Annotated in this window: 29 protein-coding genes and 2 pseudogenes; 15 read left to right on the plus strand and 16 right to left on the minus strand. The window is 62.4% G+C overall.

The features are described from left to right. Positions 1-16 precede the first annotated feature (16 nt). Positions 17-883 (minus strand): potassium channel family protein, encoded by an 867-nt coding sequence (locus AUC69_RS15475; RefSeq protein WP_083239528.1) that lies wholly within the window; start codon positions 881-883, stop codon positions 17-19. Between the two features lie 50 nt (positions 884-933). Between AUC69_RS15475 and AUC69_RS18835 the strand changes: the two genes are divergently transcribed. Both AUC69_RS18835 and AUC69_RS18840 read left to right on the plus strand, forming a co-directional pair. Further along, positions 934-1,104 carry a glutathione S-transferase N-terminal domain-containing protein gene (locus AUC69_RS18835; protein WP_244500303.1) on the plus strand — a complete coding sequence of 57 codons (171 nt, stop codon included), beginning with the start codon at positions 934-936 and terminating at the stop codon, positions 1,102-1,104. A gap of 155 nt (positions 1,105-1,259) precedes the next feature. After that, positions 1,260-1,550: a glutathione binding-like protein gene (locus AUC69_RS18840; protein WP_244500304.1), complete on the plus strand. Its 291-nt coding sequence runs from the start codon at positions 1,260-1,262 to the stop codon at positions 1,548-1,550. On the opposite strand, the gene AUC69_RS15485 is transcribed toward AUC69_RS18840, so the two are convergent. Next, on the minus strand, positions 1,547-1,969 hold the full coding sequence (locus tag AUC69_RS15485; RefSeq protein ID WP_069442954.1) for a hypothetical protein: 423 nt from the start codon (positions 1,967-1,969) through the stop codon (positions 1,547-1,549). The genes AUC69_RS18840 and AUC69_RS15485 overlap by 4 nt on opposite strands. 69 nt (positions 1,970-2,038) lie before the next feature. On the opposite strand from AUC69_RS15485, the gene AUC69_RS15490 reads away from it, so the two are divergent. After that, the gene (locus AUC69_RS15490) at positions 2,039-2,527 is read left to right on the plus strand and encodes a putative molybdenum carrier protein (protein WP_069442955.1); all 489 of its coding nucleotides are present in this window, start codon (positions 2,039-2,041) and stop codon (positions 2,525-2,527) included. Here AUC69_RS15490 and AUC69_RS15495 read toward each other — a convergent pair. Then, positions 2,524-3,597: a TQO small subunit DoxD gene (locus AUC69_RS15495; protein ID WP_069442956.1), complete on the minus strand. Its 1,074-nt coding sequence runs from the start codon at positions 3,595-3,597 to the stop codon at positions 2,524-2,526. The two genes, AUC69_RS15490 and AUC69_RS15495, sit on opposite strands and share 4 nt — an antisense overlap. 44 nt (positions 3,598-3,641) lie before the next feature. Beyond that, a pseudogene (locus AUC69_RS15500) lies at positions 3,642-4,239 on the minus strand (cysteine hydrolase family protein). 115 nt (positions 4,240-4,354) lie between these two features. On the opposite strand from AUC69_RS15500, the gene AUC69_RS15505 reads away from it, so the two are divergent. The 3 genes from AUC69_RS15505 to AUC69_RS15515 all read left to right on the plus strand — a co-directional run bounded on the left by AUC69_RS15505 (position 4,355) and on the right by AUC69_RS15515 (position 6,354). Continuing rightward, positions 4,355-4,840: a Gmad2 immunoglobulin-like domain-containing protein gene (locus tag AUC69_RS15505; protein ID WP_158008155.1), complete on the plus strand. Its 486-nt coding sequence runs from the start codon at positions 4,355-4,357 to the stop codon at positions 4,838-4,840. Between the two features lie 137 nt (positions 4,841-4,977). After that, positions 4,978-5,694, plus strand: coding sequence for a type 1 glutamine amidotransferase (locus tag AUC69_RS15510; RefSeq protein ID WP_069442958.1), 717 nt, complete (start codon positions 4,978-4,980; stop codon positions 5,692-5,694). Positions 5,695-6,090: 396 nt separating this feature from the next. Then, positions 6,091-6,354, plus strand: coding sequence for a GlsB/YeaQ/YmgE family stress response membrane protein (locus AUC69_RS15515; RefSeq protein ID WP_069442959.1), 264 nt, complete (start codon positions 6,091-6,093; stop codon positions 6,352-6,354). Positions 6,355-6,422: 68 nt separating this feature from the next. Here AUC69_RS15515 and AUC69_RS15520 read toward each other — a convergent pair. After that, positions 6,423-6,830 (minus strand): annotated as a pseudogene (locus AUC69_RS15520) (cell wall hydrolase); the annotation flags it as partial. Positions 6,831-7,252: 422 nt separating this feature from the next. Here AUC69_RS15520 and AUC69_RS15525 point away from each other — a divergent pair. Continuing rightward, a complete protein-coding gene (locus AUC69_RS15525; protein ID WP_069442961.1) occupies positions 7,253-7,438 on the plus strand; it encodes a hypothetical protein in 186 nt (61 codons plus the stop codon). 12 nt (positions 7,439-7,450) lie between these two features. Here the strand turns inward: AUC69_RS15525 and AUC69_RS15530 are convergent, their stop codons facing one another. Further along, on the minus strand, positions 7,451-8,374 hold the full coding sequence (locus AUC69_RS15530; protein ID WP_158008156.1) for a leucine-rich repeat domain-containing protein: 924 nt from the start codon (positions 8,372-8,374) through the stop codon (positions 7,451-7,453). Between the two features lie 41 nt (positions 8,375-8,415). After that, positions 8,416-9,498, minus strand: coding sequence for an AI-2E family transporter (locus AUC69_RS15535; RefSeq protein WP_069442963.1), 1,083 nt, complete (start codon positions 9,496-9,498; stop codon positions 8,416-8,418). Positions 9,499-9,679: 181 nt separating this feature from the next. Between AUC69_RS15535 and AUC69_RS15540 the strand changes: the two genes are divergently transcribed. From AUC69_RS15540 to AUC69_RS15560, 5 genes are all read left to right on the plus strand, one after another. Beyond that, positions 9,680-10,246 carry a hypothetical protein gene (locus tag AUC69_RS15540; protein ID WP_069442964.1) on the plus strand — a complete coding sequence of 189 codons (567 nt, stop codon included), beginning with the start codon at positions 9,680-9,682 and terminating at the stop codon, positions 10,244-10,246. Between the two features lie 5 nt (positions 10,247-10,251). Continuing rightward, the gene (locus AUC69_RS15545) at positions 10,252-10,518 is read left to right on the plus strand and encodes a hypothetical protein (protein ID WP_141700852.1); all 267 of its coding nucleotides are present in this window, start codon (positions 10,252-10,254) and stop codon (positions 10,516-10,518) included. A gap of 65 nt (positions 10,519-10,583) precedes the next feature. Next, complete coding sequence (locus AUC69_RS15550; protein ID WP_425283557.1) at positions 10,584-10,892, plus strand: hypothetical protein; 309 nt, start codon at positions 10,584-10,586, stop codon at positions 10,890-10,892. 106 nt (positions 10,893-10,998) lie between these two features. Continuing rightward, positions 10,999-11,268 (plus strand): hypothetical protein, encoded by a 270-nt coding sequence (locus tag AUC69_RS17630; RefSeq protein ID WP_069442966.1) that lies wholly within the window; start codon positions 10,999-11,001, stop codon positions 11,266-11,268. Positions 11,269-11,415: 147 nt separating this feature from the next. Continuing rightward, the gene (locus tag AUC69_RS15560; RefSeq protein WP_069442967.1) at positions 11,416-11,796 is read left to right on the plus strand and encodes a hypothetical protein; all 381 of its coding nucleotides are present in this window, start codon (positions 11,416-11,418) and stop codon (positions 11,794-11,796) included. Positions 11,797-12,421: 625 nt separating this feature from the next. Here AUC69_RS15560 and AUC69_RS15570 read toward each other — a convergent pair. Further along, complete coding sequence (locus AUC69_RS15570) at positions 12,422-12,607, minus strand: hypothetical protein (protein ID WP_069442969.1); 186 nt, start codon at positions 12,605-12,607, stop codon at positions 12,422-12,424. A gap of 811 nt (positions 12,608-13,418) precedes the next feature. Here AUC69_RS15570 and AUC69_RS15575 point away from each other — a divergent pair. Next, a complete protein-coding gene (locus AUC69_RS15575) occupies positions 13,419-13,661 on the plus strand; it encodes a PqqD family protein (RefSeq protein ID WP_069442970.1) in 243 nt (80 codons plus the stop codon). Between the two features lie 48 nt (positions 13,662-13,709). Here AUC69_RS15575 and AUC69_RS15580 read toward each other — a convergent pair whose 3' ends face one another. Further along, entirely contained in the window at positions 13,710-13,988 is a 279-nt protein-coding gene (locus AUC69_RS15580; protein WP_069442971.1) for a hypothetical protein, read from the minus strand. 105 nt (positions 13,989-14,093) lie between these two features. Here AUC69_RS15580 and AUC69_RS19500 point away from each other — a divergent pair, with 105 nt between their 5' ends. Further along, positions 14,094-14,408: a carbonic anhydrase gene (locus tag AUC69_RS19500; RefSeq protein ID WP_342018623.1), complete on the plus strand. Its 315-nt coding sequence runs from the start codon at positions 14,094-14,096 to the stop codon at positions 14,406-14,408. After that, positions 14,365-14,682, plus strand: coding sequence for a carbonic anhydrase (locus tag AUC69_RS19505; protein WP_342018624.1), 318 nt, complete (start codon positions 14,365-14,367; stop codon positions 14,680-14,682). The genes AUC69_RS19500 and AUC69_RS19505 overlap by 44 nt, the downstream gene beginning before the upstream one ends. Before the next feature lie 45 nt (positions 14,683-14,727). Here AUC69_RS19505 and AUC69_RS15590 read toward each other — a convergent pair whose 3' ends face one another. The 7 genes from AUC69_RS15590 to AUC69_RS15620 all read right to left on the minus strand — a co-directional run bounded on the left by AUC69_RS15590 (position 14,728) and on the right by AUC69_RS15620 (position 19,913). Continuing rightward, positions 14,728-15,042: a hypothetical protein gene (locus tag AUC69_RS15590; protein ID WP_069442972.1), complete on the minus strand. Its 315-nt coding sequence runs from the start codon at positions 15,040-15,042 to the stop codon at positions 14,728-14,730. A 135-nt stretch (positions 15,043-15,177) separates the two neighbouring features. After that, complete coding sequence (locus tag AUC69_RS15595) at positions 15,178-15,840, minus strand: transporter (RefSeq protein WP_083239531.1); 663 nt, start codon at positions 15,838-15,840, stop codon at positions 15,178-15,180. Further along, positions 15,741-16,004 carry a transporter family protein gene (locus AUC69_RS15600; RefSeq protein WP_069442974.1) on the minus strand — a complete coding sequence of 88 codons (264 nt, stop codon included), beginning with the start codon at positions 16,002-16,004 and terminating at the stop codon, positions 15,741-15,743. Before AUC69_RS15600 ends, AUC69_RS15595 begins: the two co-directional genes overlap by 100 nt. A gap of 503 nt (positions 16,005-16,507) precedes the next feature. Next, entirely contained in the window at positions 16,508-16,774 is a 267-nt protein-coding gene (locus AUC69_RS15605) for a hypothetical protein (protein WP_069442975.1), read from the minus strand. Positions 16,775-17,053: 279 nt separating this feature from the next. Then, positions 17,054-18,043: a restriction endonuclease gene (locus tag AUC69_RS15610; protein WP_069442976.1), complete on the minus strand. Its 990-nt coding sequence runs from the start codon at positions 18,041-18,043 to the stop codon at positions 17,054-17,056. 83 nt (positions 18,044-18,126) lie between these two features. After that, entirely contained in the window at positions 18,127-18,789 is a 663-nt protein-coding gene (locus tag AUC69_RS15615) for an MAE_28990/MAE_18760 family HEPN-like nuclease (RefSeq protein ID WP_069442977.1), read from the minus strand. 14 nt (positions 18,790-18,803) lie between these two features. Next, positions 18,804-19,913, minus strand: coding sequence for a DUF262 domain-containing protein (locus AUC69_RS15620; protein WP_069442978.1), 1,110 nt, complete (start codon positions 19,911-19,913; stop codon positions 18,804-18,806). Between the last annotated feature and the right edge of the window lie 24 nt (positions 19,914-19,937).

Genomic DNA, 19,937 nt, shown 5'->3' on the forward strand with positions numbered 1-19,937 from the left:
TCTCCTAACACCTGCGCTAGAACCGGCCCTCGTCGGGAATGTTGAGCCGCGTGCCGCAGGCCTTGCAATGCACCGCGTCGATCTCGTGACGCTGGAGGCCGCAGGACGGGCAGGCGAAGCGCACCTTGTGCGGACGCAACAGTGTTTGCAGCAGCCGCAAGAATAGGGTCACGCCGAAGATCATGATGATCACGGCGATGAGCCGGCCGAGCTCGCCCTTGAGGGTGATGTCGCCGAAGCCCGTCGTGGTGAGCGCCGTTACGGTGAAATAGAGCGCATCCACATAGTTGGCGATGTCCGGATTGCGCCAGTGCTGGGTCTCGTAGACGACGCCCGTCATGATGAACAGAAACACGCCGAGATTGATGACGGCGGTGATGGTCTCCTCGTTGCGGCGGAAGAAGCTGCTGTCGGCCCGGAGCCGCGCCACCAGTTGGTAGGTGTGCAATAGCCGCAACGTGCGCAGGATGCGCAGGAAGCCGAGACCTTCGCCGACGATCGGCGCGAGGAAGGAGAAGATCGCCACCATGTCGGCCCAGGTGGCGGGATGAGCGAACTCGCGAACCGGGTGCGGGCTCACCCAAATGCGGGCGCAGAAGTCGGCGAGGATGACGATGCCGAAAATCATGTCGAGCCATTCGATCCAAGGCTCGCGTGGGATGAAGGACGTGCCGACGATGAACAATATGGTCAGGATGTCGAAGGCCAGCAGCGCGAAACGGAATCGATGCGCACTGACGCTGCTGCCGTGATAGAGCCGCCGCACTTGCTCGCGATAGGATCGCGCCTGGGCTTCCGTCTCGTCCGGCTCATTCGTCTCGTTCGACGAGGGGGCCGGCGGCTTCTTTGCCGCGCCGGCAGTCTTGGTCTTCGTGGCGTTCATATGGCTTCCGCGCTTGCCTAATATCCTGTGCCGAATCGAGGAGAACTGAAATGACCGAGCTCACTCTCTACCACGCCGCGCCCTCACGATCGTCCATCGTGCGCTGGATGCTGGAGGAGCTGGGCGAACCCTACGATATTCACCTCCTGGACTTGACCAAAGGTGAGCAATTCGCCTCTGACTATCTTGCCGTCAACCCAATGGGCAAGGTGCCGGCCTGAAGCACGGCGACGCGATTGTCGCCGAGGCGGCCGCGATCTGCACCTATCTCGCCGATGAATTTCCACAAGCGAAGCTCAGCATTCCGATCGGCGACAAGCGGCGCGGCCAATATCTGAAATGGCTGTTTTTCGGGCCGAGCTGTATCGAGCCCGCCATGGTCGATCGCGCCATGCCACGCAGCGAGCAGCCGCGCCGCGGCACGCTCGGCTATGGCGATTTCGATACGGTCATGGAGGTGACGGCGAAGGCGGTGGAGCCGGGGCCATACCTCATGGGCGAGCAGTTCACGGCGGCCGACGTGGTCGTGGGCTCGACGCTCCGCTGGGGCCTGATGTTCAAGCTGTTGCCCGAACGCCCCGAGTTCATGCGCTATGTGGGACGGCTGCAAGAGCGGCCGGCGCTCCAGCGCGCCGTCGCGGCGGACGAGGATCTTATGACGCCCTAAGTCTTGCCGAGCAGCCGCAATATCAGGGCCGTGCCGAACCCCCAGGCGCCGTTGACCGACAGGCCGATCAGGAAGCGGGGTCCCATGGCCTGCATGGGCTCGCCTTTGAGGGGCGGCACCACGAAGAAGGCGACGGCCGTCAAGGCCACGGCCCCGACCACGATCCAGGCGATCCAATAGCTCGCGCCGGTCAGATGCGCGAGCACCGGCGTGAGCACGAGACCCCACAGTCCGCCCCAAAAGGCCTTGGAGAGCACGGAGGGTAGGCCGAATGGCGGGATCGGATCGAGCGGCCAGGCGGGACGGGCCGGCGGGATGATGCCGACACGGTTGAACACCCACCATAGGCCTTGATGGAAGATCAGGGTGGCGATGAAGCCGGCCACAAAGCCGAGGAGCAACAGTTTCGCTGACGGCATGGCGGTTTCCCCCTGTTCACCGCATGATGCGCCTTCCTGTTTCAAGTGCAAGATGGGAGGCGATAGGCGGTGAAGGAGGCCGAAGGGCTGAAGGTCATCTCTGGCGGCCAGACCGGCGTCGACCGGGCGGCGCTCGATGCCGCCATCGAGGCCGGCATTCCCTATGCGGGCTGGTGTCCGAAGGGCGGCTGGGCCGAGGATTGTCCTGACCCGCCCGGCCTTCTCGCGCTTTACGCCGCCTTGCGCGAGACACCGGAGTCCGCGCCCGAGCGGCGCACGGCGTGGAACGTCCGCGACAGCGACGCGCTCATGGTCGTGACGGACCGCGCCGGCCTTGCTGTGTCCAAAGGCACCGCGCTGGCGGTGAGCTGCGCCGAGGACCAGGGCAAGCCATATGTGGTCGTCGACATCGACGCTCCCAACGCGCTGACAAAAGCCCGCGCTTGGCTAAAGGCGAGGGGAGGCGGCGCGCTCTCCATCGCCGGTCCGCGCGAGAGCGAGGCGCCTGGCATCGGTGCCAAGGCGAAACTGTTCCTCGCCGCACTCCTCGAGGACTAAGGGACGACCTTCGCTTTCCAAGTCGTTCCGTCGATCGCTTCCAAGATGAGCTCATGCGGCGCGCCTTCGGCGGTCGCTCCCTCCGGCGGCGGCAGGGTGATCGTTGCGCGCGCGCCGGTCTGCCCGCTGAAGCCGACCCTCTCGGTCTTGAAGTGCGAGGCCCAGACATAGGGGTAGACGTTGCGGATGGCGGTCGTGGGAAGGGCGGCCAGCACGGCGCCATCCCATGCGGCCACCGTCGTGCCCGAGGCATCGACCAGCCGCGCGGCGATGACGTAAGCGGCGCCCGTATCCGGTCCCGCATCCACATAAGCATCGAATGTGACGGCGCCGTCGGCCGCGACGGCCGCTTTCGACAGGGCAATGTCGTGGCTGTGGAAGCTGACCCGCGCGTGCTGCGGCGAAACCACTGCGCCGAAAAGCAGATGATAGCTGCCGACGGTGAACACCACCGCCACCGCGGCCAGGACCAGGGCGGCCGTCCTGACGCTCCCCACGGGCAGCGGGCCGCTGAACACCCAAGCCGTCCAGCCGTTGCGCTCGGCCCAGCCGCTGCGGCCGATCAGATTGTCGAGCGACCAAGTGCCGCCGCCGGCAAGAAACACCGCGCTGCTCATCGCCAGGCCGGACACGGCCATGGTCCACTCATCGAGACAGGTGGAGCCCATCCAGCCGAAGATGAGCATCAGGGAGACATTGAGGCCGATGCTGACGAGCGCGGCGAGGCGCGTCGCCAAGCCGAGGATCAGTCCGAGGCCGACGGCAAGTTCGGCGAGAGTCCAGATCCACACCGAGGCGATGATCAAGTCGGGATATTGCAGCGTCCATTCGAGCGGGCTTTGAATCCACAACGTCCCGGGCAGGGCGTGGGTGAGCTTGTTGGCGACGAACTTGGCCGACTCGAAGTCGAGCTTCACGGCGACGTCGGCGCCATTGACCTCGTGGAAATTGTAGATCAGCCGCCGGGTGGCGCCGCCCCAGAAGATGAACCCTTGGACGAAGCGCGTACCGAGCAGCACGAGCGCCAGCAGCGAGAAGCAGGAGGCCGGCGAAAATGCCGTCCGTTCCATCGGGGTCGCGTCAGCATGGTGATCTCCAGAGGGGATTGTCGGTGTCAGTTCGGAACGTCGGCCGCGCGCGGCACCACCACGGCGAACATGTCGCCCAGCGCCGACAGGCTGGCATTGTGCAATTGCGCCGCCGGCATTTCCGCACCGGTCGCCGGGTTGGGAATGGCGCGCGTCGCCGTCGCTCCGGCGACCACCGTGTTGGCGTAGCGTGATTGAACGAGGCGCGCGCGGTCGAGTTCACGCACATATGCGTCATGAAGCCGACATAGACGACGTTCTTCACGCCAAGGGACTTCAGCGCGGCGTCGAGCTCGGTCTTCTCGAAAGCGGACGGATAGGTCTTCACGATCACGGTCTCACCCTCGATGGGCGCCACCGCATCGGCGATTTGGCCGATGGGTGCGGAGATGTCGTAGGGTGTGCCGGCGCCAGCGCATGCATGATGTGGATCACCGGCCGCCCGGCGTCGCGGAATCGCTTGAGCAAGCTCGCTGCCTCCTGCAGCGCCGGCTCGACATTCTCCAACTGCATGACGCCCTCGCGATAGGTCTGCTGGCAGTCGATCAGCACCAGCGCGCTGTCCGAGATGGGCGCCGGGTTCGGGTCCATGCCCGTGAGCGTGCGAAGGGTTGGGTTGGCCATTTGTGTCCTCCTCATTTGACTCGATTTTTTTGATTTTAGCCCAATCGCGCCGGCGACGGCTTCATGGCAACATAGCCTTGTCTGTGAGCTTTCGGCAGGACAAATGGAGGAGGCCATGACTCATCCCACACCTGCGACACGTCGCACGTCACGGAGGATACTCTACGCCGCCACGTTCGGGCTCTTGATCCTATCGGCACTGGTGCCGTCGGGACCGGTGCTCGCCTGGGGCGGCTGGGTCGAAGGTGAGGAGACCGACGCTTGCGACAATGGCGATGGGGCCTTCGACGAGGCCGCCTTCGTCATCGCCACCGAGCCGCTAGCCGGACAGCGGGTCCAAAGCGGTTTCACGGTCAAGGGGTGCTCACGCAGCTTCGAGGGCAGCGTGCAGTGGAAACTCATTGCCCGGGACGGTGCGCAACTGGCGAGCGGCAATACCCAAGGCGGTGGCGTTGACGGACCGGGCGCGTTTTCCTTCACCGTGCCGTACAGCGTGGATGCGCGGCAGATCGGCCATCTCGAAGTGTTCGAGGAGGATGTCTCGGACGGCGAGGGCTTTCCTCCCGGACGCACGGTCGTGCCGCTCGTGCTAAAGCCGTAACGTCGGACGTCACGGTTCGTGTCCGGCCTTGACGAGATGGTGAGTCTGGGGCCCTCGGCGCGTGCGCCGAACCCTTGCCGCCTGGATGGGTTTCTACCGAGAGCCCAATCGCAACCCAGCCCTTGAGGAGCCTCGAGATGAAACCGGTTCTCATCGTTCAGAACGACGCCAAGGAAGGCGCCGGACAACTCTCCACCCTGATCGCCGAACGGGGGCTGGGGCAGGAGACGGTGTTCGGCTACGACACAGACTATGACACGCTCAAGCCCGGCGACTATAGCGGGCTGGTCGTGCTCGGCGGGGCGCAGAGCGCTTACGAGACGGATGAGTATCCCTATCTCCAGCGGGAGATCGCGCTCTGTCAGGACTTCATGGCGGCGAAAAAGCCGATCGCCGGCTTCTGTCTCGGCGCGCAGATCCTGGCGCGCGCCCTTGGCGGTGAAGTCGCCCCTGGCGCCGAGAAGGAGATCGGCTGGTACGACCTCGTGTTGAGCGAGGCGGCGGCTGACGATGCGATCCTCGAGGACCATCCCAAGACGCTGCTCGCCTATCACTTCCACGGCGACCGCATCGAGAACGTGCCGGGCGCGGTCAATCTGGCCTCGTCTGAGCTCACCTCGTGCCAGCTGTTTCGCTATGGCGACAACGTCTACGGCTTCCAGTACCACGCCGAGGTGGACGCGCCCCTGGTCGATGTCATGTGCCGCAACAATGCCGACTACATGGCCTCCAACGGCTTCGACGCGGAGGCCGTGATCGCCGAAAGCCGCACGGCGTTGCCCGCCTTTGCACAAGCCTGCAAAGGCGTGCTCCGCCGCTGGCTGGATCTCGTTACCGGCCGGGAGGTAAAATAGCGTTCGCGCGGCCTAGCGGAGGGTTTTGCGCGCGATCAGCGGGGGCAGACCATCTTCCAGCGGCCAAAGACACCCTGTTTCCAAAAGCAGTTGGGCCGAACCGGCGGACCCCAAGCTTCTGCAAAGTCGGGCTCATCGACATCCCAACTGACCCAAACGCAGCGCTCCTCGCCGCAGAGCCACTCCGCTTTGGCAGGCGACCCTAAGAACAGAAGCGCGGTCGCGAGCGCTGAAGCCACCAATAGTGTTCTGATCATGCTTGAACTCCCCCCACTAGAACGCTGTTACGGAGGCCCGATCTAATCGGGGCGCGGAGCGAGAGTCCACCGCAAACGACCCGCGAGGCCAGCCGAGACTCATGCTAGAGTGAGCACGGAGATAACGGAGGGGGAAACAATGCTGACGGCAATTATCATCGCGCTTGTGGTCGGGGCCATCGCAGGGTGGCTCGCCGGCCTGGTGGTTCAAGGCACGGGCTTCGGGCTCATCGGCGATATCGTCGTGGGCATCCTCGGGGCGCTGCTCGCGGGCTTTCTATTTCCCGCGCTCGGGATCACGCTCACCCTTGGCGGCGGCCTCCTCGGCACGATTCTTCTCGCCTTTATCGGCGCCGTGATCCTGCTGGTGATCGTCAAGGTGATCAAAGGCCTCGCCGCCTAGGCGAGGGGCTTTCCGCCTCTCTCGCATGCCGTCTAGGCCTGCTCAGGCGCTTCGGCGTGGGGGGCAGCCTATGCCGTCGGGTCGTAGTAGAAGAGATGGTGGCCGATACGCCCGGCCAGCACCAGAACACGCGACCAGTGCGGGCTGACATAGTCGGCGTGATAGTGCGTGGCGAAGCGCACGAGCCGAGGGGAAGTCTCCTCCTTGTCGCTGGCGAGGAGCCACGCGGCATGCATTAAGATCGCTCCCCATTCGGCGCGCTCCTTAATGGTGTCGGGCTTGCCGTCGCAGGCGAAGGAGAACTGGCAGCGGTTGTGCTTCTCCTTGTTCTGATAGACGACTCCGCAGACGGTCTCCGGATAGGCCTTGCTCTTGACCCGGTTGAGGATCACGCGGCCTACGGCAAGCATGCCGCGAATGGACTCGCCGCGAGCCTCGAAATAGATGCCACGGGCGAGGCAATTCAACTCGCGGGCCCTCTCTGATTCCATCGAGCTGTTTTCTGGCGTCCCGTCAGTGATCTCCGCCTGAGCCGGCTGAATTAACGCAATAAGCCCCAAGACTAAAACGCAAGCACTGGCAAGCTTTCCCCCAAAACCCATCGATACACCTCACAGTATTATTGCTTAACACCGGTCGTCGCGGCGCCCGCGCTGCTAATGCTGGCCAAATCTGTCCTCAGCGGGGGCAACTTGTGGCGAAACTTTGGAGGTGTCTTCACAGGGTGTGTCATGATGTTGCACGCCCGAAAGGCGGCAGAAGAAATGGCGGGAAACGGGCAATTTTGACTGGCTGAAGCAAGGTTAAACGGAAGGGGCGGAGGATCCCTTGCAATTAACCGCATCGGCAATATCTCTATGGGATGATCCGCCAAGCCAATTGGACGGGGAGAGCAACGATGAAATGGCTGCTGATCGCCTTGATGCCGTTCGCGCTGGCCGGCTGCGTGACCGAGCAGGCGCCCGTGCTCCCCATGACGTTGGGCCCGAGCGAAGCCGCTCAAGCCTCCTGCCTGCAGCTTCCCGATGCGCCGGCCTTCGGCGACTGCAAAGCGCAAGGCACCGCCGCCCTCTCTCAAGAGTAGGCTGCGTCTCCGTCAGTCCGACGTCACATCCGGATTGTGCGACACGTCGAACACCGTGAGGTGTGCCGCGAGTCCCGTCGGTATGGAACCGCTGAGGCGGTTATGATCCAGCCGCAGGACTTGCAGCGCCGCCGCGTCCCCCAGGCTTTCCGGGATCCGCCCGGTCAGCTTGTTCCGATTGAGCCGCAAATCCGTGAGCTGCTGAAGCGTGCCGATGTCTTCCGGGATCGGTCCCGAGAGGCCGTTGTCGGCTAGTAGAAGAGAATGCAGGCTCGCGGCCTCGGTCAACGAGGACGGCAAGGGGCCGCTGAGCTTGTTGCTGTGCAGGAAAACCTGCTCGAGACTCGGCTGACGGAACAAGGTCTCGGGCAACGCCCCGGCGATCTTGTTGTCCTCCGCGCGGAGGATTTTGAGCTTTGGTGTATCCCACATGGCGGGTAGGGGACCCGAGAGCCGGTTAGCGTGCACATCGAGATATTCGAGCTCGGGCAGGACGGCGACTGAATCCGGAATCCGCCCTGTCAGCCTATTGCCCTTCAGCCAGAGATTCGTCAGCGCGCGGCAATCGCCAAGCGTATCGGGCAGCGCGCCGGAGATCTTATTGAAGGAGAGATGCAGCGTGTGCAGCCGCTCCAATCCGCAGATCGCCGGCGACAGCTTTCCGTCGAGATTATTGTCGTAGATCGTCAGCCGGACGACGCGGCCCTCGGCGTCGGTCTCGATACCGTGCCACTCCCCCACCGGTCGGTCGCTCCCCCAGAAATCCCGCTGAATCCAGTCCGGCCCGCCGAGCGACTCGTAAACGGCCATCAGCGCTTGCCGCTCGCGGGCGCGCACGATTGGGTCCGCGGGTTCGGGCAGAGATGCGGCAGGCGTGTCTCCGCCGTCGTCTGCGGTCCGCGCCGGCACGGTACTGAGGCACAGCACCGCCAGCATGGCCAGGAGGCCGGACAGCACGTATCGGGCCGTCATGCGCATCACGACGCGTCGTCAGCGTCATGCGCCGCCGGGGTGCCGCCCGAGGAGATATCCCACACGGCGATGAACATCGCGGCGATCAACGGTCCGATGACGAAGCCGTTCAGCCCAAAGATGGCGATGCCGCCGAGCGTGGAGATCAGCACGATGTAGTCCGGCATGCTGGTGTCCTTGCCGACGAGATACGGACGCAAGACGTTGTCCACGAGTCCGATGACGCCGGCGCCGAAGGCGATCAACACGACGCCTTGCCAGACCGACCCCGTGGCCAAGAGATAGAGCGCCACCGGCAGCCAGACCACAGCGGCGCCAACGGCGGGCAGCAGGGCAAGAAACGCCATCACGACGCCCCACAGCACCGCCGCATGGATGTCGAGCAGCCAGAAGATCAGCCCGCCAAGCGCGCCTTGGGCAATAGCCACGAGGATCGTGCCCTTGACCATGGCGCGAATGACGACCGCGAACTTCTCGAACAAGGCGCGCTTTTGCTCGGGCGCGAGCGGCACCGCGGCTTTGATGCGCCGGGACAGCGCGCCGCCGTCGCGCAGCAGGAAATAGAGCAGATAGAGCATGATGAAGAGGCTGATGATGAAGTTCGCCGTGCCCTGGCCGACCACGACCGCCTGAGTGGCGAAGAACTGGCTGCCTTCCTTGAAGAGCGCCGTCAGGCTTTTTTGGACGTCGCTCACATCGGTCACGCCGAGGCGGCGGAGAATGCTGGTGGCCCAGGCGGGGAGGGCATCCAGAATCTCCTGGAGGAATTTTCCGAAATTGAGCTGGCCCGACTGGACTTCCTCGTAGAGGTTGGTTGCCTCGTTGGCCAAGGATGCGGCCGTCAACGCCAAAGGCAACAACACGATGGTGACGATGATCAGCAGGGTCACGAAAGCCGCGAGGTTGCGCCGGTCGGGCGTGGCCGCCCGAATCCGCCGATGCACCGGTGCGAACACGGTCGCCAGAATAACCGCCCACAGGATCGCCCCATAGAATGGCCACAGGATCCAGGCGAAGGCCACGGAGACCGCGATAATCAGCACGAGAAGGGCTTTGTCCTGCGCGGTGCTTGCGCTGTCGTCGCTCATGCTTCTCTCGATCCTCTCGTTCGGCGCATGCGATCATAACGGCCGCGGGCCGCGGGCGATGGAGAAAGTTTTGTGGCACCGGCCGGGCCCATGATCCCACCCAACCCTGCCAAAGCCGCCATGTTGCGATTGTGACCGGTTCGGACGACACTCGGCTGATGAGCGATCAGCGACCGGCACTATGAGCGAGCCGGCCCATACCGTGCGCAACAGCCTCGCGGACAAGGTGCGAACCTTCACGCTTGGGCCGGATGCGCTGCACTGGACCGGCGACGCCGGGGAAGGGCAACTCGCGTACAAGGACGTGCGCGACCTGCGGCTGATCTCTTACACCTCGCCCATCGGCGAGACCTTCCAATGCACGTTGCGCGGCCGCGATGGCAAAAAGATCAAGCTCCGATCGGCCCACTACCAGAGCCTCAACAATTTCGAGGATCGGACCGCCTCCTATGCGCCTTTCATTCGCGCGCTCACGCCCCGCATCGCCGCCGCTGCGCCGGACGCCAAATTTAGCGCCGGGAGCACGGCCCTGTGGATCGTCTGGCTCATTCTGGGCGTGCTGTGCCTCGGCGTCGTCCTCCTGCTGATCTTGTCCTTGTTCGAAGGGCTGCCGCCGGTCGGGGCCTGGGTCATCGCCATCGTCGTGTGCATCGCCGCCGTGCCGATTGCCTGGCGCCGCATCCGGGAGGGCGGCGCGAAACAATTCGATCCCGCGGCACCCCCGCCCGAACTGACCGGTCGAGGCTGAGCGCCATGGCACGTCCCGTCATGTTCAGCGGCCGATTGGAGCGCCGCCGCAAGAACCGCCGCTGGGCGGTGGTGGTCGCCGCGACCCTGCTGGCCGTGGGCCTGGCCGTGATTGGGGTCGTGGCCAAGCAGGGCTTCGACATGCTCGGCGCCGCCGACGCCGATTGGATGCCGATGCTGCTCGGCGTGCTCGTCGCGCTCGCCGGTCTCCTCGCCCTGTGCCTCGTCGCCTATGTGGCGGTGCGCGCCTACGGCCGCGCAACGTCGGACTAGGGTCGACCGCGCCGGCGAAGACCCCGATTCTCGGGGGGCCGTTTCGCCATGGCACCCCGGTCCGTATGCGCTTATTATCTGGGCATTGGACAACCGAGGGGGGAAAGCCAAATGGACATCGCAAGTCTTCTCGTACAGCTCGTGTCGGCGCGATCGGCGGTAGCGCCGCGGGCGCCGCGGCCAAGAACTATTCGCTCGGCACCATCGGCAATGTTATCGCCGGCGCGGTCGGCGGCGGCATCACCGGTCAGCTCATCGGCACGTTCGCCGGGCAGATGATCGAGGGCTGGGTCGGCGATATCGCCGGCGGCGCCATCGGCGGCATCGTCCTCACGCTCATCGCCGGCGCTATCAAGAATATGACGGCGAAATAGCGCCCCGCCCCATCGGGCAAATGTTGCGATCCGCATCGTCCAAGAGGGGAACCGTCCCTCTTGGACAGACGTTCTTCCTTTGCTGCGCCTCCGAAGGAGACTTCACATGCCGTATCTCTCCGGCGTCCTCACCGGCATCGTTCTCACCATCCTCGTCGTGTTTCTCATCGACCATGTCGGGGACCATCCCGGCACGCAGGACATTGTGAACTGGAACGTGTTGGGCGCGAAGATCGGCGCCGGCGTGGAGACGGTGTCCGAAGGGGTGCGCGAGGAAGTGCATGAGGCGACCGCGCCCGAGCCCGGCAACACGCCTGAGCCCGGTGCCGCGCCCGACGGCATGCAAGCCGAGCCGGAACCCGCCCCGGCGCAATAGCCCGCTCCATCCCGCGAGCGGTGCATCCGCCCGTCGCATTATTCCGTTAAGAAATGTCATGCGAGGCTGCGGCGTCGAGGCCTGCCCACGGGCCTCGCCAGAACAGCTCGTATGTGCAGCGAACGACAACCACCCATGAGGACTCCCATGAATGGCAATCGCATCCGCGGCCTGGCATCGGCGGCCGCTCTCGCAACGCTCTGTATCGCGGTGCCGGCGCACGCGGCGCCCTATGACGGCGCCTGGAAGATGTCGCTGGTGACCACCGACGGCCATTGCGGCGTCATCAATGTCGGCCTCGCCATCAACGGCGGCAGAATCGCTTCGACCAGCGGTAAATTCGTCATGCGCCCGATCCACATCGCCGGCCTCGTCTCCGGCTCTGGCCGGGCCAAGATGAACGGCGTGGCCGGCCCGCGCGAGGCGAAAGGGATCGGCCAATTCTGGAAGGCCAAGGGCAAGGGCTCGTGGAACGGCACCGGCCCCTCCGGCGTCTGCTCGGGCTATTGGATCGCCGTCCGCGGCTAAGGCTGCGCCACCGCCCAACAAGCGAATGGCCGGGACGAAAGCCCGGCCATGAATCGCCCCCCGGTAGCTGGACGCGCACGAGTCATCGTCTCGCTCCGGGCGCCGCGCGTGGCGCCCATGTTGCCGTTTCCTTGCTTTCCTTCTCTTCGCCGGGGGGGCACGCAGCCACGCATGCAACTTGCGCGAGCATAGTCATTACGCTATAACCTATGCGCGCATGATGCAGCGAGCGCGAGACGAAACTGGGAGGTTCGAAGCAATGTTCAAATGTCAATTGAGGGAAGTGTATTGTTGGGAGAAGGGATCAAGCTTCGCTCCGTTCATCAACGAGACTGAGTCAATCGAATTTGGCGATCTGAACTCTTTGGCCAAAGGAGAGAACTGCAAATACATTCAGAATGGCCCGTACCGCATCAAAATATGTATCGACAGTCCGAATGGTGGAACGAAGGGCGCAACGTTACGTGCCGGCGAAAATACCGTTGATGTGGTGAGTTTCGATGGACATGGGGAAGTCTTCATGTTCATGCCGGTGGAACGCGTAAATGTAACCGATGGAAAGGTGCTTGGGTCGGCGGAAGGGTGTTTCAAGATAAGGTGGTAGGCGTAACCATCAGCGCCCCAACTATCCAATAGGCGGATCCCTCGGCAGCTTCGCTGGCAGCACGCGCTTTGCTGCCAGCGTTACGCCTACGCGGCCTCCGGCGCCTTCGGGGCCGAGATCGACGATATCGGCCGCCGTCTTGATCGCCTCGAGACTGTGCTCGGTGACCACAACGGCATTCCCCGGTTGAGCGCGCCCGTGCTTCATCGTCTCGCCGCGTCACCCGCGCGAGCGCGCTCCATTCTCCCTAATTCTCCCAAGTTCGTCTCGCGAAGCGAGCCCTCGAAGAGGGGGGACTGCGGGGCACCGAAGAGCCTGCGTCCGTTGCGCAAAGTGGGCAGCCTCTATAGGTGCCCCGCCGCGGCATCTTTTTAGAGCCTCGTATCGCCGCTTACCGCCAGTGGCATAGGCGCGCGCATGGAGATCCCGCGCCTTACCCGACGGCCCACGCGTTACAGCGCAGGCGGGCGAGGTAGAGACCCCCGAGGCTGGTCCGTTATCCTGACGCGGTGGTCCGGGCCTATCGGGAATGGTGCGTCCGAGATCAGCCCATCTTTACCGCGCCACCCCGGGCGCCGCGTCCCGCGCCCCGAGAGGCAGACGGTCTGCAGCTCGCGTCCTCATGGACGAGGGATGAGCGCAGTGTACGGCAGGTTTTCGGGGCGGGGATAAAGTGGGGATACGGGTCCACGCTCTCTGTGGGCGTCAGTCTAGGATCAGCGATGAGGAGAGATAAACTGCGGCAAGACTGAGTATTGTCAGTACGGTGCTATAAACAAGCACATATGGAAAGATGTCATCGGACTTCAAAATCTTTATCGCGGCTGTCATGGGGAAATCTCCTGCTAAAATGTTGTTGCGAGTCAAATAATGACAGCCCGCGTTTGAAATAAGGCCACAAAAAATATATATATTTTCATGCGTTATAGAAATACGAAGAATGGCGTGCTATATAGATTATGTAGTTTGAGTGATAATCATTCAAAGGACACTTTCCTCATATTTGGAGACAACAATAATGGAAAATTCAGCAGCGACAAAAACGTCGGAAAATACCCAGGATAACGCAGAGGGCCACAAGGCTCTTCTCAGCGACATCCGGGCCAAGTGGGACAAATTCTCCGAGCAGGATGTGTCGTCGCTCAAGGGCAAGGACGACCTGGTGAGCAAGGTTTCGGCCAAGTACGACATCAAGCCGGATCAGGCTCAGCGCGACGTGGACGCCGTGCTGAAGGGCCGCAAGATCGGCGCCAGCGCCTAACACGAAGATTGCCCGAGGCCGCCCCCGTGGTGGCCTCGGTTCCGTCCGTCATGGAAGGGGCAGGGCGGCGTCCCGCTCTAGGGCCGCCGCGAGATCCGCGGGCTCGATGGTCACCATCTCGACCGCCGATCCCGAAGGCGCCGATTCCGAAGGCGCCGGCACGAAGATCACCGTCGACACGCGATGGTAGGCCGGGAACGACAGCCCCTCGATGAGCTCTTCCTCCGTCACCACAAGATAGTCCCCGCGCGGCAGCGCGCGATCCACACCCTTCAGGCAGAAGGGATGCAGGAACGTGACCGTCTTGCGGGTCGAACGCAGGGTCATCGCGGGGAGAGGCTCCTTGACCGCGCGGCGGCGCGCCGTAGGCTGGGCTGAGCACAGCGAAACCGCTTCGCCCCAACCATTCTACGACCTCCAGGGAGAGATGCCATGACCGATGCCATCACCAGAGTGCATGACGAGGTGCTGGCGGCGAACGCGGCCTACGCAGCGGAGTTCGGCGACAAGGCCAAGCTCGCCATGCCGCCCGCGCGCCGCTTCGCCATCCTCACCTGCATGGACGCGCGGCTCGACCCCGCGAAGTTCGCCGGCCTCGCCGAGGGCGACGCCCATGTCATCCGCACGCCGCGGCCGCGCCAGCGACGACGCCATCCGCTCGCTGGTCATCTCCCACAAGCTGCTCGGCACCAGAGAATGGTTCGTGGTCCACCACACCGATTGCGGCATGGAGACCTTTACCAATGAGATCATGCGCGGGCTGTTGCGCCAGAGCCTCGACACCGCGGAGATCGGGCCCGGCGGCTGGAAGGATGTGGGCCAAGGGCCGGGCTCCACGGAAGGCGACTTCATCGATTGGCTGACCATCGCCGACCAGGCCGAGAGCGTCACCGCCGACGTGAAACGCATCCGCGCGCATAAGCTCGTGCCCAAGGGCGTGCTGATCTACGGCTACATCTACGACGTGAAGTCGGGGCGGCTGATCGAGGTGCCCGCGGCGACGGCGGCCGGGAGGGCCTGAGCTCAGGTCTGAAGCAGCACCCTTTGCCCGGCGGCTAAAGCGCCGCTACCGCCATTTGGTGCAGAGGGCGTGGACGCCGCCTTTGCAGTTGCCGCCGGGGCGCTCATTGGCCTCGCAATAGGCTTCCTTCGTGGCGCTCTGGCACTTGATCTTGACGTAGCCGCCCATCGTGCCCTTGGTTTCGCACGCGCAGACCGGCGCGCCCGTGCCCCCGCCTTCGCAACGGGCTTCGGCCTTCGTGCCGTTGCACGTGATCGTGCAGTAAAGATCGCCGCACGAAGCGCGGGCGGAGTCGGCGAGTGCCGGGGTCGCAAGGAAGCCAAGGCAAAGCGCGAATAAGACCAGCCCAATTGCTCTCATCGGAAGGAACCTCCCCTTGACGTAAGGTGAAACGCCCCACCACCTAACGAATTGAGGGAAGGGCGACCTTGACGTGCGTCAAGCCGGAGCGCCTCTGAAACGACGGGCCGCTTCGCCACGCTGGCGACAAGCACCCTAGAACTTGAACGTCGCCGAGAAGGTCGTGACGTTTCCCTCGAACCGGTTCACCGCCCCGAACTCCTGATAGTTGTGAAGATTGAGAACCGCCGGCCGCTGCATCAGCACCGTGTTGTAGATGAGCTGGGGACCGAGGCCGAACACGCGGCCCTTGAACGGACCGAGCCTGGCGCCCGCGCCCGTATCGCCCGTCAGCTGCTGATAGGCATAGCCGGCGACGCCGACCTGCAGCCCATTGGCGAATTTCTTGCCGACGGCCCCTTCCCACGTGAAGGCATCGCCGTTCTTGTAGTCCGTCGCCGGATTGGGCGTGCTGAAGGTCACGCCGACCGCGGAATCGATCTCGATCTGCGTGCCGGGATCGGTGTAGGTGACGCCCCAGCCGAGATTGACGCCGTAGCGGTTCTTCCCCGTGTTGGGCTCGAACCCGCGCTGGTAGCGCCCGGTCGGCAGCCAGCCCGTCAGATAGAGCGTGTTCGACCAGGCCCCGGAGGTCCAGCCGAGCTGCGCGCGCGGGATGGTGTCGCCCAAGCCCCATCCCGCCACCGTCTTTTCCTCGGTCACCAGCCCCGTGACCTCGCCATGAGCCCAGGCGTAGCTGTAGGAGGAGCGGAGCGACAGGCCGAGCCGGCCGCCAAGATCTTGGTCTCGGGCACCCAGAGAGTCGCGAAGGTGGTGGAGACCGGCCGCTTGACGACATTGAGCACGATCTTGCCGCCATCGATATAGACCTTGATGTCGCCGTCGTAATAGCCGACGCCCGTGCTCAGATAGAGGCCGGGGTCCGGCGTGACGCCGGCGCCGAAGCCGAAATTGCCCGGCACGTAGAGACCCGAAGCCCCTTCGTCGCGCGCGCCGGCGACAGGCTCGCGAGGGCGATGCTCATGGCCACGAGGAGAGGGGCGGCAAGTTTCGCAAAGCGCGCCATCGTCCCGTTTCTCCGCAAGGCCGCGCGGCGGCCAGCCGAATCCCTGGCCGGGAGATTAGCATCGCGGCGGCGGTTCCACTGTCATCGCCGCGCCACAGAGGCGCGCTTTGTCGGTGGCGATCAGAAATTGATGGTCTTGATCGTCGGCCAGCGGGAGAAGCCTTGCAGCGATGCGGCATTGGCATGCGCTGCTTGCCGCTCGGCCTGCGTAGGCGTTTGAATTGGCCCCAGGTGCAGCCGAGGATTTCGTATTTGCCGCAAGTGGGGCAGACGATCACGTGACCGTCGAAATACTCCGGGGTGAGGTCTTTCGCCTCGCCGGCACAGACCAAGCATTGCATGGGTTTCGCTTTCGAGGTTGGCGCCCGCCGGTCTTGAGGCAGCCGCGCGATCGTCGCGCTAGACGCGCTCGAGCTCGCTTTCCGCCATGATGCGGAAGAACGGCTCGCAGCCGCTCTTGATGCGATATTGGAATTGTCCGTTCCGCGCCGGAAGCTGCGCCACCACTTTGTAGGGACCCGGCGCGGCCTTGCGCGGCGGGTAGCGCCGGCTGAGCAGCACCTCGTGCCCGGTGTCGAAGCCATGTCCGGTTGTGAAGTCGTGTTCGGACTGCTCGTCTTCGGTCGTGGTGACGCGTCTACGGGGGAGAGATTTGGGCGAGGGCATGAAGGCGCTCCAAGTTGGCAGGCGGGAGCGCGACGTAAGCTCTCTCAGCCATCGGGGCCTGTGACGATTGCCCGATGATGCCCCGAGACATGCGCCTTAATGGCCAAAATAGCGAGTCTTATAGTCGGTTGGCCAAGTAGTCCGATGGCCAAGGCCATGAAGCTTGGAGGCGCCGCACCCCGTCCCGCCCCCGCAACGCCTCGCGAGAACGCCCTTGGAACGGACGAGGTGAGGGCATGATACGGCAGGTTTTGGGGGCGGGGATAAGGTTCGCTCGGGTCAGGAGCCATCTTTCAAAGACGGGATGTAGATGCGTTTCAGTGGCAGCAACGCTTGGTACCGTGGTTCAAAACGGTCGTAGTGATCGAAAATCATCTCAACAAGCTGTTCTCCCTCCACAAGTCGCAGCTTGGGATTTGATCTGCCGACCTCACGCGCGTCTTTGGTGTACGTACCAAGCGTTACAAATAGACCATGCTCACCATCTGCTACGTTGCCGAGCAGCTGCGTGACATCATTGCGGCCAATTGGATTTGTTACTTGTTTGCACTGTACCTTAATTACAGGTGGTTCGAAACCGAGCCGGTCGCGGTGTGCAATAATGTCTACTCCGCCATCGCCGGACTTCTGTGTGACGCGTGTATGAAAACCAAGGCACTCCAATAAGTGCGCTACGAAGTGTTCAAACTCGTAAGCGTCAATCCCCCGCTTTAATTGGCGGATTACGAAATCGTTTGTCGTTTCCTCCGCCTGTGCGGCCACAACTTGCGTAACCGTTTCGTCATCGCGGCGTTCTTGTGCTTCATCTGGAGCGGAGGTCTGAGGCCGTTCCTCCAGCGCCGCAATAAACTCGTCTGCGTAGTTGCGCACGGCAAATAGCGTGATGAACGAGCCGATTTCGTAAAGCGCATCTTGCGAGAACTCTTCGCGAGGCAAGTGCTTCAACCATGTGACTGGGCGAAGGTTTGGGTAAGCAGGATTTGCCTGAGTGTCATGACGGTAGGGACCGGCGATCATCCCAATGTTGACCATGCGATCTACCTTCGAGGGATAGATCACGACGTCGCCATCACTCACTTCATGCAGAAACCGGAAGAGAACACCAGCTTGCACCGGGATACTTCCGGCCTTGGCCGTGGGATATGCAGCCTGGATAGCCTCCTTGAAGGCATTGCGGTTGGCCGAGACTGAAGACAGGTCCCCCAGTTCAGGCCATCCAATAGCGACATAGCCATTATCGATAGGCTTGGTGCCGACACTGGCGTCCATGTGGACCCCCCAAACCTTCTCTGAAGAGCTTATCGCGGAATCCTTCTAGTACATGGCGGGGGTCTACTGAAAGGGTGCTCCTATCAGGCGGCTATTTCCGATGCAGCTCGTCGATAGAGTTGGAGCGACGCTGCGTTCTCGATGTCGGTCTTGAATTGACGCATTAGCGAAAGAACCTCGTCTGTAAGACTGCGCCATTCTTTGGCACTGAGGTCCAGATACTCCCCATGTGCGATCTTGTGGCGCCGTAGCACGAGGCTCTGATCTATAAGGTTATACTTTGACTCGTAGGCCGTACGAGAAATCGAGAGAGACACTGCGATGTTATCAAAGACCTTGGAGGTCAGATTTGATTCGGTGTCTATGGCAGAGGACAAGGATATCTTTGCGGGATTGGTCATTTGCTCCATAATAAAGTCGATGGCCTTTTCATTTGCCTCCGCTTTTCGCGACACTGTCAGCGTGTTCAAATAACCCTTGAGCCCAAACACAACGAAACAGCTTTTCAGCTCTTCGTATTTGATACCTTGGTTGGTGATGTAGTTGAGGTAAGCGGTGGAGCCGTTCTTTATGAACCCCTCCCAATGAGCATAGAGGAGGGCAATGCCAGCTCGCACGATGGTCGGTTCCGCAATGGACACTGCTCCTTTTACGCTCACCTTTAGGCTGGACAGCTCCTTGATGCGCCAGCCCATCTCGTTATCCAGGTTCTCCTGAAGTTGGCTCAGTGTCCTGATTTTGCTCATACCGCTGTGACCCTCTAGTGGGGTCTAAGAAAGTCTGTTGCCATTGGCAGTAAGTTCACAAGTCGCGTTGTTCCGCGCACACCTGCACCAGAATTCCTTTGGAATACGGGGTCATCCCAGAGCGCCTTGGCCTTCTGAGTAAGAAATTGGGAACGTTCTTCGGGATTCAATGCGGTAATCTCGTCTATGTTCTTAGACGTGCCAATGGCCATGACTTCAAAGACGGACATAAGAAATTTTCCGCCGAAAGATTCACCATCCCAGCGTTTGAATGCGCTGCTGCCCAGTGCATCACTTAAGACGGAGAAGGTCTGCTCAAAGACTCTCTCCTCGACATTCGCATCAAAAGGAGGCTCGGTGGCCAGCTTAGGTAGGGCTTGGTCGAGGTATTCATGAACGTCCAGTCCTTTGGTGTAGGGGACGTGGCGGAACGCCAAGAAGCGAAGCACCAACTCCACACCCGCCTGCGCTTGAATTGCCGGCTCGGTCTGGATCGTGGTTGTCACAAAAGCAGGTAGCTGGGAAGCCTTCACAAGCCACTCGTGAAAATCTTTGTTAAGCATGACCGCGACGCAATTCCGAACCTCCTGTTCGGTTAGGGCGGCGCCGCCAGTATTCAGTCGCTGGAAGAGTTCAAATTTGGCTTGGGGATCACTTTCTTTCTTTAGTATCTCAACCCGGAGCCGCGCGCGCTTGATCTCAAGTTGGTGAACTTCACCAATTCCGTCCTCCGCGTCATCGGCGGAAGGCTCCCAACGTTTGCCCGCGAGACTTGGAAGGAAATTGGTACCTTCCAGTGAGAGTGCCCCCAACTCCGCCGCCCGGGGCCCCTTCAGGATGTTGGTGAACTGGAAAATAGTGGATAGACGTTGCAGCCCGTCGATAAGCTCCCAAATCCCTTTGTCGTCCTGAAATACAAATATTGGCGGGATTGGGATGCCAAGTAGTAACGACTCAATGAACCGTGTCTTCCGAGTGTCATCCCACCGAAACAGACGTTGGAATTCAGGATCAATGCGAAGCTCATCGTCTCGATAGAGGTTCATCAACTCTCCGATAGACATTTCGTACCCGTCGGAAACAATCTCCTTGCGCGCGGCCTTGATTTCTTCATCGAGTGCCATGCTTGATGCCCCCAGTCGAACTCG

Origin of the sequence: Methyloceanibacter superfactus (genome assembly GCF_001723305.1) — a bacterium.
GTDB classification, from domain to species: Bacteria; Pseudomonadota; Alphaproteobacteria; order Rhizobiales; family Methyloligellaceae; genus Methyloceanibacter; species Methyloceanibacter superfactus.